Here is a 12266-nt window from a genome sequence, read left to right as displayed (position 1 = left end):
CGGTCAGGCAGCGCCGCTGAGAGCCTTGTTCTTCAGGTGTTCGTACTCCTGAGGCGTGATGGCTCCCGAATCGAGGAGCGACTTGGCCTCGGTGATCTGCTGGGTCGGCGAGGTACCGGCGACGGACTTGATGTACTCGTCGGAGGCCTGCTTCGCCTGGCTGTAGGCCTCACGCTGACGCTCGGCCATCCCCTTGCCCTTGGCCAGCAGGTACACGATGGCGGTGAGGTATGGGAAGACGATCAGGAAGATCACCCACGCCGCCTTCTGCCAGCCCGAGGCGGCCTTGTCCCGGAACAGGTCGCTGATGATGTGCCACAGGACGATCAAGTAGGCGACGAACGCGAAGATGACGATCGTGTACCAGATGAAGTCCCAGAATGAATCCCACATCGGAGTGTCTCCCTTGTCTAGAAGAATCGGAGTGTTCTCGCCGAGCACATGAACCGATATGAGCATTGCACAGCACCGGGCCGGACACCTTGACGAACTGGAAAGATGTCCGTGAAATCGTGTGGGAGGACAGTGCGGGCGCGACTCCTCCGACCACGCGCCCATTCGATCATCAACCCGCGAAGGGCGACATGAACTCTCACACCGCGGTCTCCGGCGTCGAACTCGGGCTCGACACGTTCGGGGACATCACCGCCGACGCCGACGGCACCCGGCGTTCCGGCGCCCAGACGCTCCGCGATCTGCTCGAGCAGGCCGTACTCGCCGACGAGGTGGGCGTCGACTTCCTCGGTGTCGGTGAGCATCACCGGGACGACTACGCGGTGTCGGCACCCGAGGTCGTGCTCGGCGCGATCGCGGCGCGCACCACCCGGATGCGCCTGGGTTCAGCGGTGACCGTGCTCAGCTCCGATGATCCGATCCGCGTCTTCCAGCGATTCGCGACGGTCGACGCCCTGTCGTCGGGACGAGCGGAGGTGATTCTCGGTCGCGGATCGTTCACCGAGTCGTTCCCGCTGTTCGGATTCGACCTCTCCGACTACGAGGAGTTGTTCAGCGACAAACTCGCCCTGTTCGCCGAACTGCGCACCGGCCGACCCGTGTCGTGGTCGGGTTCGACGCGCGGACCGCTGCAGGCGCAGGAGGTCTACCCCGAACTCGAGAACCCACCCCTGCCGACGTGGATCGCCGTCGGCGGCAGCCCCGAATCGGTGGTGCGCGCCGCGTCGTACGGGCTGCCCCTCATGCTCGCGATCATCGGCGGCGACCCGCTTCGGTTCCAGCCGTACGTCGACCTCTACCACCGCGCCCTGCGCGAGATGGACAAGTCCCCGTTGCCCGTCGGCGTGCATTCGCCGGGCCATGTCGCCGAGACCGACGCCCAGGCACGCGACGAGTTGTGGCCGCACTACCGCGAATACGTCGGTCGCATCGGCCGCGAGCGCGGGTGGCCGCCGCCCACGCACATCGAGTTCGAACGCTCGACCGGACCGGGGGGCTCGCTCTACGTCGGGTCACCCGAGACGGTCGCGCGCAAGATCGCATCCACCGTCCGCGCACTGGGTGTGAGCCGCTTCGATCTGAAGTACTCGCACGGGACACTCGGCCATGCCGAACTGATGCGGAGCATCGAGTTGTACGGGACGCAGGTCATCCCGCGCGTGCGGGAACTGCTCAGCGCCGAGTCAGGGTGAGCTGAAAATCCCCGGCCGGGTCGGTCCAGGTCGCCTCGACGGTCAGGCCGGACGCCTCGAGTTCGCTCTGCAGCGCACCGGGTTCGAACTTGGTGCTGATCTCGGTGTGGATCTCCGTCCCCGCGGGCACCCGCCATGACCGGCCGAGCGCTCCGAAGTAGGCATCGACGTCACGTCGGGCGCGCAACCACATCTCGATGCGGTGCTCGTCGGGATTCCAGCGCGCGATGTGCTCGAAGTCGTCGACGTAGAGCCCGCGCGCATCGAGCCCGGTGCGCAGCACCTCGATCATGTTGCGGTTGAAATCCGCTGTGACACCCGCCCGGTCGTCGTACGCGGCAACCAGACGCCCGGTGTCCTTGATGAGGTCGGTGCCGAGCAGGAAGTAGTCACCGGGCGCGAGTGACGCCGCGAGCCGTCGGTAGAACCCGGCGCGGTCGTCGGGTACGAAGTTCCCGATGGTGCCCCCGAGGAACACCGCGAGCCGAGGCCCGTCGGCCGCGGGCAGCTCGAGATCCGGTTCGGTGAAATCGGCGACGACCGGCACGACGTCGATCTCGGGATAGTCGGCCGAGAGCACTTTCGCAGTGGTGGTGAGCATCTCGGTGCTCACGTCGACCGGAACGTAGGTCAGGCGCTGCTCGGCGCCCATCGCGGCGTCGAACGCGTCGAGCAACAGGCGCGTCTTCGTCGAGGTGCCCGATCCGAGTTCGACGATGACCGCCGCCCCGGTCGTCGCCGCGATCTCCGCGGATCGTGCGCGGAGGATGGCGGTCTCGCGGCGCGTCGGGTAGTACTCGTCCAGCCGCGTGATCTCGTCGAACAGCTTGCTGCCGCGCTTGTCGTAGAGCCACTTGGTCGGCAGGGTCGGCGGGTTCTGCCACAGGCCGGACAATGCGTCGGCGGCAAGACCGCCGGTGGTGGTCCCAGAATCGACGCTCGCGTCGCTGTCGAGGGTCATCGGGCGAGTCGCAGCCCCGAGAAGACCCAGCGCGACTGTGCCGGGAAGAAGTTCCGGTAGGTGATGCGCTCGTGGCCGACCGGGGTCACCGCACCGGCACCGCGCAGCACGTGCTGATCGGACATGAACTTGCCGTTGTACTCCCCCACCGCTCCGTTGGCCGGCACGAAACCCGGGTACGGGAGGTAGGCGCTCGCGGTCCACTCCCAGACGTCGCCGACCATCGCCGCACCCGCGCGACCGGGGTGACACCGCTGCGGATCGAGGAGCATTCCGCGTTCGTCGCCCAGCGACGCCGCGGCGATCTCCCACTCGAACTCGGTGGGCAATCGTGCGCCCGCCCATCGCGCGTATGCGTCGGCCTCGTAGAACGAGACATGCAGCACGGGCTCGTCGAGGACGATGGGGCGTCGTCCGGACAGCGTGTAGGTGGTCCACTCCGCGTCCCGGCCGGTGGACCCGGCCCCGGCCTCGTTCCGCCAGTAACCCGGGGCGTCCCAGCCGGTCTCGCGGATCCTCGCCCAGCCGTCGGACAACCAGAACTCGGCACGGCGGTAGCCGTCGTCGGCCATGAACTCCAGCCAGTCCGCATTCGTCACGGCGCGGTCGGCGATCTCGAAGTCCTCCAGGTAGACGCGGTGCCGGGGCCCCTCGTTGTCATAGGAGAACCCGTTGCCCAGAGCACCGACCTCCTGGACGCCGCCGTCGAATCGCCGCCAGCCCAGCGGTTTCGGCGTGCCCGGTTCGTCCGGTTCGCGATCGACGTACACCGGGGCGAACACGTTCGTGGAGAACAGATGCTTGATGTCCATGAGCAGAAGCTCCTGGTGCTGCTGCTCGTGATTGCACCCCAACTCGACGAGCTCGAGGGTCGCGTCGTCCAGAGTCCCGCTCTCGAGCCGACTGACCATGGCAGCGTCGACGTGTTCGCGGTAGCGGGTCACGTCGCGCACCCCCGGCCTGGTGACCAGGCCTCGATCGGGGCGCGGATGTCGTTCTCCGACAGCCTCGTAGTAGCTGTTGAACAGGTAACGGAAGGACTCGTCGTAGACCCGGTATCCGGGATCCTGCCGGAGGATGAACTCCTCGAAGAACCAGGTCACATGTGCCCGATGCCATTTCGCGGGACTGGCCTCGGTCATCGACTGCGGCGTCTGATCCTCGGGTGACAGCCTCGATGCCAACGTGTCGGTCAGCGCACGGACATCGACGAACCGCTGGGCGGCGTCGGTGCGCGAGTTGTGGGTCGGCGACGCCGCGCCGTTCACGGGCACGTCATGCGAGGACTCGGGACGGATCGACGGTTCGGTGATGCTCACTGGAATCCTCCGTGGCAAGAAGGGAGTCGCCGGCGACGTCTTCGCCGATCTCCGCATCCATCGTCACGACGGTTTCCGATCCTGTCAACGAACGCGGCCGAACGCCCCGGTCGCCGCGGTTCGTCAACCAAGGGTTGACGGGAATCGGTCGTCAACCTATGGTTGACGTATGCCTGATACACCTGTCACCATCCGTCTCGACGACCTCATCACCGCGATTCGAAAAGTCCACGACGACCCGCTGGATCAGCTGTCGGACGCCGTCCTCGCCGCCCAGCATCTCGGCGACGTGGCCGACAGCCTGATCGGCCATTTCGTCGACCAGGCACGACGCTCCGGCGCGTCCTGGACATCGATCGGCGCCAGCATGGGGGTGAGCAAACAGGCCGCCCAGAAGCGGTTCGTCGACCGGGTGTCGACGGCGAGCAGCGACGAGGCCCCCGCCGACGACAACCCGTTCTCGCGCTTCACCCCACGCGCGGCGAACGTTCTCATGGCTGCCAACGCAGGCGCGGCCGCGGACCGGGCCGAACACGTGACCCCCGCCCATATCGCGCGGTCCCTGACCGCCGAGCCGACGTCTCTCGTCTTCGTGGTGTTGTCCGAGTTCGGTGTCGACGCAGCCGCGTGGACGGCCGCGATCACACCGCTGGTGCCGAGTCCGCGGGACATCCCCGACGCGGAGGCCACCAGCGTGGTGCCCTATGACGAGGCGGCCAAGGCGGTACTCGAGTCGACCGTGGGCGTCGCGGTCGAGCTGGGCCACAACTACATCGGCACCGAACACCTGCTTCTCGGCATGTTCGCCGATGACGGCCTGGCCGGCGCACTCGGCGGACTGGGCCTGACCCCCGAAGCGGTTCGGGGGAAGATCGTCGAGGCGCTCGCTCAGGTCATGGAGCAGACGCCGCCGTCCGATTAGCGCACGGTTCAGTTCCGCGGGAACGCTTGCGCCGCAATGCTTTCCGTCGAATCGCTTCGGGGTCCGACGGGTGGTGGAGTTCTCGGCGAGACCAAGTGAGCGTCCGGCAATTAGCATGCGTTCATGGGTCACGTCATCGTCCACGCATCCTCGGTGCCTGCCGGCCACGGCCCGCATCCGGCAGCCAGCCCGTTCGACCGGCGCATCAGCGAGGCCCTCGACGTCACGGCTTTCGAGGTCTACCAGGTGGAGCTCCCACCGGGCGCCGAAACGGTCGACCACGATCACATCGACGATCGCAACGATGACGTCTACGCCGTCATCGCGGGCAGCGGCTGGGTCGTCGTCGACGACGAACCGACGCCGATCGCGCCAGGCCAGTTCATCTCCGTCGATCTGCAGACCCGCCGTCGCCTACGCGCCGGACCCGACGGGCTGACCGTCATCGCCGTCTGCGCCGAACAGCGCTGAGGAGCCAACCCGCCGACAGATCCGCTCTGACCCTGCACCCCCGCATTCCTGCTCGAGCCATCCAGGAGTGAGGCGCCCCGGGGAGGGCCGAACTGACGGGCCGGCATGGTTCGAGCCACACCGGACGACCCACGAACGCGTCGTCACCGCATCGCGGCCTCGATACTGACGATCATCCATTTCTTGAGTCGTGCGGGGGTCCATCCCCGTTCGACGGTGAAGTAGCGATACGTGGCCGGGCTGGTGAGATGGCTGAGGATGTCCGCGAACTCGTCGACCTCGGTGTCCTCGATGAGGCTGCGGTGGGCGAACCAGTGACAACCGGTGTGCACGTCGTCGAGCCGGCGGAGTTCGGACCGTTCGAGCTGCTCCCCGATGGCCGGATCGGAATCCGCGGCGAGCGTCGCGGCGTGCCACAGATCTGCGATCCGGCTGTTCGCGGCAAGTATGTGGTCGAGGTAGCGGTCGATGGCCCGGGCCGTGTCGGCCTCCTCCATGATCGCGATGAACTCCGGCCGCTCGAGTAGCGAGACGAACTTCTCGTCGCCGGTGAATCCCCGCTCGAGCACCGCCATCATCAGCGACGCCTTCGAACCCGCCTGGTGGACGGTGCCCACGGCGACACCCGCCCGGTCGGCGACCTGCTGCAGCGTGGTCCGCGAATACCCCTGGGCGACGAACAGCTCTTGGGCGGCATCCAGGATTCTCGAGCGCGTGTGCGCCGCGCTGATCGCACGTTTACGCGGAGTGTACGGGCGTCTGCTCATGCCGGCCTCCGCTACGGTTGGTGTCGAATTCCATCGATTCTAGCGCGGCGTGGACAAACGTCCCCGCGGGAGCGATGGGCGGCACTCATCGGGTATAGCGCCTGATCAGTGACGATACCCCGCAAACACTCGTTCCCCAGCAACCCCAACACTTATTCGATAGAGTCTGACTCTATCGAATATACGGAGGCTGGATGTCGACCTACCTGATGTGCAGTACGCCCCTGGCGGGTCATGTCGGACCGGTCATCGCCGTCGGACGCACGCTGGTCGACCGGGGACACACGGTGATCGTGGTGACCGGTTCGCGTTTCACAGACCAGGTCGCCGCCGCGGGCATGATCCCTCACCCGCTCGACGGCACGGCCGACCTGGACGAACGCGATCCCGACAGCTTCACCCCCGATCGTGATCGCTACCGTGGGCTGACCCTGTCCCGATACCAGGTGCAGTGCACGTTCATCGACCCACTCGCAGACCAGGCCCGCGCGGTGGACTCCGCCCTCCGCGATCACGACGTCGGTGCGGTGCTGTGCGACGGCACGTTCGCCGGGATCATCCCGTTGTTGTCGCGCCCCGCGAGTCGGCGGCCGCCCGTGCTCGGTCTCGGCACCATCCCGCTCGCGCAGACGAGCCCCCATGTGGCACCGTTCAACAGCGGCCTCAGACCCATGAACGGCCCGGCCGGGAGAATGCGAAATCGACTCGCACACCTTGTGGTCCGACGCGTCCTGTTCGCCTCGACACAGCGACGTGCACGAGAGTTGGCCCGGGGTGCCGGCGGTTCGCTCGACCACTTCATCCTGGACCTCTCCCGCGCATTCGACAGATTCGTCCAGCTGGGTCCCGCCGAGTTCGAGTACCCGCGGCCCGATCTGCCCGCCGACACCGTGTTCGCCGGGCCGGTGCTCGACCGACGTGCACAGCCCCCGGACGACGCCCGGACGATGCCACCATGGTGGTCGGAGTTGCTCGACGACGACCGCCCGATCGTGCATGTCACGCAGGGCACGCTCGACAACCACGACTTCTCCCAACTCGTCGAACCGACGCTGACGGGGTTGGCCGACATGGACGTCCGGGTCGTCGTCAGCACCGGCGGCGCAGATCCCCGGTCGGTGATCCCGACCGGCAACGCGACCGTCTCGCGATACCTCGACTACGACGCGCTCCTACCGCGGACCTCGGTCATGATCACCAACGGCGGTTACGGCGGCGTGCTGCACGCGCTGAGCCACTCGGTGCCCGTCGTCGTCGCGCCGGGCGGGGAGGACAAACCCGAAGTCGCCGCCCGTGTACGGCATTTCGGAGTCGGAGTGGATCTCGGAACCCGGCGACCGTCGCCCCGGCAGATCTCCGATGCGGTCGCCAGCGTCCTCGCCGACGACGAGTTGACCGGCAGATGCGCCCGCATGGCGCGCGCCATCGCCGACTACGACCCGGCACGCGTCGTGTCCACCCAACTCGCCGACCTGACCACCGCGAACAGAACCACCCGACCGGCGACACCCCGGAGCGGCAACACCCAGGAGGAGCACTGACATGACCGATGCACGAACAGTGATCGACGCGCACATCGACGCGTTCAACACCCGCACCCCCGACGACGAGCCGTGGTCGTCCGACGCCGAATTGATCGCGCCGGGTGGATCATTCGCCGGGAGGGACCAGGTACTCGGGTTCCTGTCGGTCTTCCAGGACGCGTTCCCCGACGGCCGGCTCACCGTTCACTCCTACGTCGTCGACGCCGAACACGCCTCGGTCGAGGGAGTCTTCGCCGGGGTCCACGACGGCGTGTTGCAGAGCCCGCAGGGCGCAGTCGACCCCACCGGGAGGTCCGTGACGTTCCGGTGGAGCGCAACCTACCGCGTGCGAGGTTCAGAACTCGTGTCCGAGCACCTCTACTTCGACCAGCTCGACTTCCTCGGCCAGCTGGGTCTGCTGCCGGGATGAGACCCGGAGGACTGCGACTCCTGTCAGCCACCCTCATCGCAGCGGCACTGGCACTGTGCACACCGGGCGTCGCCTCCGGGGCCCCGACCGCGACACTGGTGAGAAGTGTTGCGGTCGACGAGCATCGCCACGACCTGCTCATCCGTTCCCCCGCCATGGGCCGAGACGTACCGGTCACCGTGCTGCACCCGGCCCACGGCGGCCCTCGCGGCACGCTCTATCTCCTCGACGGCGGCGGCCACAAGGGAACGGTCAGCGACTGGATCACCGAAGCCCACGCCGATCGCCACTTCCGCAACAAAACGGTCAACGTGGTCATGCCGAGCGGTCAGGGCGCCTTCTATACGAACTGGAACCGCGCGGACCCGAGGTTCGGCCGCCCGCAGTGGGAGACCTTCCTGACGCGCGAACTCCCCCCACTCGTCGACCGCCTCTTCCACGGCACCGGCAGAAACGCGATCGCCGGGCTGTCCGCCGGCGGCCAAGCGGCCTTCACACTCGCGACCCGTCGCCCCGCGCTCTACACCGGCGTCGGTTCGATCAGCGGCTGTCCTCCCACCACCGGTCCGGTCAACGAGTCGCAGATCCGCGCCGCCGTCATCAGAGACGGTGGCGACCCCACGAACATGTGGGGCCCCTGGAACGGGCCGGGGTGGGCCGACCACGACCCGGCGCGTCGACTGTCCGCCCTGCAGGGCAAACACATCTTCATCGCCGCCGGGACCGGCACCCCCGGCCCCCTCGACCGGCTGACCAGGCTCGATCCGGGACGTTCCCGCCTCGAGAAGATCACCACCGGCGCGGTACTCGAGAGCCTGGTGAACACATGCTCGCGGGACTTCGTCGCCCGGATGCGCGCCGCCGGACTGCGCCCCGCCACGCACTTCCGACCCGTCGGCACCCACGCCTGGCCATACTGGGCCCGCGACATCCCCGTCCTGTATTCCGCACTCTCGCCGGGCCTCTGACCGCCCCGCGCGGGCTCGGTCTCCGACCGTCGGCGCCCCTACTCGGAGGCGTCCGAGATGTAGTGCACAGCAGCCTCTTCCGCGGAGGCCCCGGCACCGTCGATCCCGGCGTCCTCGGCGACCGCCTCGGCCTCGGTGTCGATGCCGGAGCCCGCATCCGGGGCGATCAGCCGACCCGCTCGGGTATCCCCGACCTCGTCGTCCTCTTCGAACTCTTCGTCGCGGTCGGAATCATGTGCGCGCCAATCGGTCCGAGAACGTTCCTCGGCGGTGATCTCATCCAGCGGGTCCACCGCCCCGACGTCGGGTTCCTCCTCGGCGAGCCTCTCGTCGAGCGTCTCCCCCTCGGCCTGCTCGCGGGAGGTCAGCCCGTGCACCGCGCCCTTGGGCTCGTAGTCGGGCGGTGAGTACCCCTCGTCGAGGACGTCGTCGACCCCGCGGTCGTCGAGGGTGTCCTCGGGCTGGAGCTGATCGTCCTCGTCGAGGCTGTACTCGCCGTCCGAGCCCTCCGGGGTACTACCGATGTCGTCCTTCATCCTTGCCACGATGCCAGCCCGTCGGTTGCTCCGCCAGGCGCGCAGGTGCGTGGGTCCTTTGTGTGCCGCGACCGCCGGCCGGTTCGGCGAAACGAGCCATGGTGGATCGCGGTATCGGCGACAATCACAAAGGTGATCGAGGAAATGCAGGCCGAGGCCCAGGCGCTGCTCTCGGCCGGTGAATACGACCACGCGCTGGCCGAGTTCTCCGTGCTCCGCGAGATCAGGTCGCGCCGTGAGGGCCCCTATTCGGTGATGTACCTGTCCAATGTGCACGACTGCGTCCGGTGCATGTCGCATCTCATGCTGTGGTCCGACGCCAGTCATCTGTGTCGTGAGTTGCACGGCAAGTACGTGCGCACGCACGGGCGGGCCGAGGCCGACACGGTGGATGTCGCGAAGCACTGGGCCTGGGCGCTCGTGCACCTCCACGAGTACCCACCGGCCGTCCGCTTGTACCTGCTCACCGCCGACGCGCTCTGGGAATCCGATCCGGGCCAGGCGCAACGCCTCCTCGGCGCGGCGGTCATCCACCGGCACGACACCGATCCCCTCGCCCTGCTCTCGCCCGGTCTCATCGACGGCGTCGGCCTCCGTCACGCGGAGGAGGAACGCGAGACGATCGCACGACTCGTGGCCGCCCTCGCCGACACCGGCGCGGTGTCGACGAGCACTGCCACCATCGATGGTCTGGCCTTCGCCTGATCCGTCAGACGACGTCTCGGCGTCGTCGCCGCATGATGTAGCTGTCGGCGCCCATCCGGCCCGCCGACGTGTACCCGACCGCCAGCAGGCCCGCGATCAGCGCGAGCGGCCACTCGTAACCGCCGTCCATGTTCCAGAACCCGGCGTCCCAGTGCACGAAGACGATCGCACCGATCATGTCCGCGATCAGCAGGGTCGCGACGATCGGCAGCAGCAGTCCGAGGATCAGCAGGATGCCGCCGATCAGCTCGACCCAGGTGGCGTAATAGGCCGCCAGCTCCGGGTAGGGCACGTCCATCCCGCCGGGCCCGAAGGCCACCTTGGTGGCATCCATACCCTGCGTGAACAGCTTCTGCCAACCGTGGGCGATGAAGATGATGCCGAGTATCAGGCGCGCGAGAAACTGCGCCACACTACCGAATCCGCTCATTCCGCACTCCTCGATCGATCGGGCGGGCCGGTTGCGCCGCCGCCAGGTACTCTCTCAGTGTCCGGGACAGCATCGCCCCGTCGCGGGTGAACTGCAGAATCGAGACATCACCACCCAACCGCAACCGCTTCGTGACCGGTCGCAGCGCGTCGCCGACGCGACTCGTCGAAGCGCGTGACCGCACGTCAGCCCGCCGGGCAGAACGGAGTAGGAGTCGAGAGTGCCGGGAAAGTTTGGGCTGGGTTCACGGGGCAATTCCGGGCAACCAGTGTTGGGAGCACCCGCCGACGTCCTCGATCCTTACCTGCCCGACAACGGCAATCTGGGGTATCGGATCTCCCGATACGACCTGGAGCTCGAATACAAGGTCGCCAGCAACCGACTCGAGGGCACCGCGATCCTGACCGCGACGTCGTACGCCGAGCTCAAACGCTTCACCCTCGACCTGGCGAGTTCGCTCTCGGTGCACCGGGTGTCGGTGAACGACAAGCGCGCCCGCTACTCGCACCGGAACCACAAGCTGACCATCACGCCGGACACTCCGCTCCCCCCGGGTGGAGCCATGACCGTCACGGTCCGGTACCACGGCAGCCCCCACCCGATCCGCGGCCCGTGGGGCGAGGTCGGCTGGGAGGAACTGACCGACGGTGCGCTCTGCGCGAACCAACCCAACGGGGCGGCATCGTGGTTCCCGTGCGATGACCACCCGAGCGCCAAGGCGCCGTACCGGATCTCGATCACCACCGACAGCCCGTACCACGCGCTGGCGAACGGCGTGCTGGAGTCCAAACGTGTCCGCGCCGCGCACACCACCTGGGTGTACGAGCAGGTGGAGCCGATGCCCACCTACCTGGCGTCGATCCAGATCGGCCAGTACAAACAGATCTCGTTGGCGTCCAAGCCGATTCCGGTCTCGGGTCTGGTTCCCGCGCGCCTCGAGGAGAACTTCGGCATCGACTTCGGCAAGCAGACCGAGATGGTCTCGGCGTTCATCGAGATGTTCGGGCCCTATCCCTTCCCGCTGTACACCGTCGTGGTGACCGATGACGAGCTCGAGATCCCCATCGAGGCACAGAGTTTCTCCACCTTCGGCGCGAACCACTGTGATGGCAGCCGGCATGCCGAGCGGTTGATCGCCCACGAACTCGCACACCAGTGGTTCGGCAACTCGGTGACCGCGGCCCGGTGGCGCGACATCTGGCTCCACGAGGGTTTCGCCTGTTACGCCGAGTGGCTGTGGAGTCAGCACTCGGGTGGCCGGAGCGCCGACGAGTGGGCGCGTCACTACTACGCGAAACTCGAATCGTCCCCGGTGCGTGTGCCACTCGCCGATCCCGGCCCTCGCAAGATGTTCGACGACTGGATCTACAAGCGCGGCGCACTCACCCTGCACGCACTGCGGCTGACCCTCGGCGACGGGGACTTCTTCGCACTCTTGCAGCGATGGACCGACAAGCACCGCTACGGCTCGGTGACCACCGAGGACTTCATGGCGCTCGCCGCGACCCAGTCGTCGACGCCACTCAAGCAACTCTGGGACGACTGGCTGTTCACGCCCGAACTGCCGCCGTTCCCTGGTCCCTCCTGA

14 protein-coding genes are annotated in these 12266 nt (G+C 67.4%); 8 read left to right on the top strand and 6 right to left on the bottom strand.

Features of this window, described 5'->3' with window-relative positions:
- Positions 1–3 precede the first annotated feature (3 nt).
- Entirely contained in the window at positions 4–393 is a 390-nt protein-coding gene (locus BCM27_RS03255; protein ID WP_004019720.1) for an SHOCT domain-containing protein, read from the bottom strand.
- 191 nt (positions 394–584) lie between these two features.
- On the opposite strand from BCM27_RS03255, the gene BCM27_RS03250 reads away from it, so the two are divergent.
- Positions 585–1646, top strand: coding sequence for an LLM class flavin-dependent oxidoreductase (locus BCM27_RS03250; RefSeq protein WP_004019719.1), 1062 nt, complete (start codon positions 585–587; stop codon positions 1644–1646).
- On the opposite strand, the gene egtD is transcribed toward BCM27_RS03250, so the two are convergent.
- Positions 1627–2607, bottom strand: a complete 981-nt coding sequence (gene egtD / locus BCM27_RS03245) for an L-histidine N(alpha)-methyltransferase (RefSeq protein WP_004019718.1) — start codon at positions 2605–2607, stop codon at positions 1627–1629. The two genes, BCM27_RS03250 and egtD, sit on opposite strands and share 20 nt — an antisense overlap.
- The gene (gene egtB / locus BCM27_RS03240) at positions 2604–3926 is read right to left on the bottom strand and encodes an ergothioneine biosynthesis protein EgtB (protein ID WP_004019717.1); all 1323 of its coding nucleotides are present in this window, start codon (positions 3924–3926) and stop codon (positions 2604–2606) included. The genes egtD and egtB overlap by 4 nt, the downstream gene beginning before the upstream one ends.
- 169 nt (positions 3927–4095) lie before the next feature.
- Between egtB and BCM27_RS03235 the strand changes: the two genes are divergently transcribed.
- Entirely contained in the window at positions 4096–4848 is a 753-nt protein-coding gene (locus BCM27_RS03235; RefSeq protein WP_004019716.1) for a Clp protease N-terminal domain-containing protein, read from the top strand.
- A 123-nt stretch (positions 4849–4971) separates the two neighbouring features.
- Entirely contained in the window at positions 4972–5319 is a 348-nt protein-coding gene (locus BCM27_RS03230; RefSeq protein ID WP_004019715.1) for a cupin domain-containing protein, read from the top strand.
- 143 nt (positions 5320–5462) lie between these two features.
- Here BCM27_RS03230 and BCM27_RS03225 read toward each other — a convergent pair whose 3' ends face one another.
- Positions 5463–6086, bottom strand: coding sequence for a TetR/AcrR family transcriptional regulator (locus BCM27_RS03225; protein ID WP_004019714.1), 624 nt, complete (start codon positions 6084–6086; stop codon positions 5463–5465).
- Positions 6087–6280: 194 nt separating this feature from the next.
- Between BCM27_RS03225 and BCM27_RS03220 the strand changes: the two genes are divergently transcribed.
- Genes BCM27_RS03220 through BCM27_RS03210 form a run of 3 tightly spaced genes read left to right on the top strand, consistent with a single transcriptional unit; the run spans position 6281 to position 9007 of the window.
- Positions 6281–7627 (top strand): glycosyltransferase, encoded by a 1347-nt coding sequence (locus tag BCM27_RS03220; protein ID WP_004019713.1) that lies wholly within the window; start codon positions 6281–6283, stop codon positions 7625–7627.
- 1 nt (position 7628) lies between these two features.
- Complete coding sequence (locus BCM27_RS03215; protein WP_004019712.1) at positions 7629–8039, top strand: ester cyclase; 411 nt, start codon at positions 7629–7631, stop codon at positions 8037–8039.
- Positions 8036–9007, top strand: a complete 972-nt coding sequence (locus tag BCM27_RS03210; RefSeq protein WP_051987040.1) for an alpha/beta hydrolase — start codon at positions 8036–8038, stop codon at positions 9005–9007. The genes BCM27_RS03215 and BCM27_RS03210 overlap by 4 nt, the downstream gene beginning before the upstream one ends.
- Positions 9008–9045: 38 nt before the next feature.
- Here BCM27_RS03210 and BCM27_RS03205 read toward each other — a convergent pair whose 3' ends face one another.
- Positions 9046–9543 (bottom strand): DUF5709 domain-containing protein, encoded by a 498-nt coding sequence (locus BCM27_RS03205; RefSeq protein WP_004019710.1) that lies wholly within the window; start codon positions 9541–9543, stop codon positions 9046–9048.
- Positions 9544–9675: 132 nt separating this feature from the next.
- Between BCM27_RS03205 and BCM27_RS03200 the strand changes: the two genes are divergently transcribed.
- The gene (locus tag BCM27_RS03200; protein WP_033206190.1) at positions 9676–10248 is read left to right on the top strand and encodes a hypothetical protein; all 573 of its coding nucleotides are present in this window, start codon (positions 9676–9678) and stop codon (positions 10246–10248) included.
- Positions 10249–10252: 4 nt separating this feature from the next.
- Here the strand turns inward: BCM27_RS03200 and BCM27_RS03195 are convergent, their stop codons facing one another.
- Positions 10253–10678, bottom strand: coding sequence for a DoxX family protein (locus tag BCM27_RS03195; protein WP_004019708.1), 426 nt, complete (start codon positions 10676–10678; stop codon positions 10253–10255).
- Positions 10679–10898: 220 nt separating this feature from the next.
- On the opposite strand from BCM27_RS03195, the gene BCM27_RS03185 reads away from it, so the two are divergent.
- Positions 10899–12266: a M1 family metallopeptidase gene (locus BCM27_RS03185; RefSeq protein ID WP_004019707.1), complete on the top strand. Its 1368-nt coding sequence runs from the start codon at positions 10899–10901 to the stop codon at positions 12264–12266.

This window comes from Gordonia terrae, assembly GCF_001698225.1.
GTDB lineage: Bacteria > Actinomycetota > Actinomycetes > Mycobacteriales > Mycobacteriaceae > Gordonia > Gordonia terrae.
The sequence above is the reverse complement of the archived record's forward strand: the minus strand, read 5'-3'. Positions and strand labels throughout refer to the sequence as shown.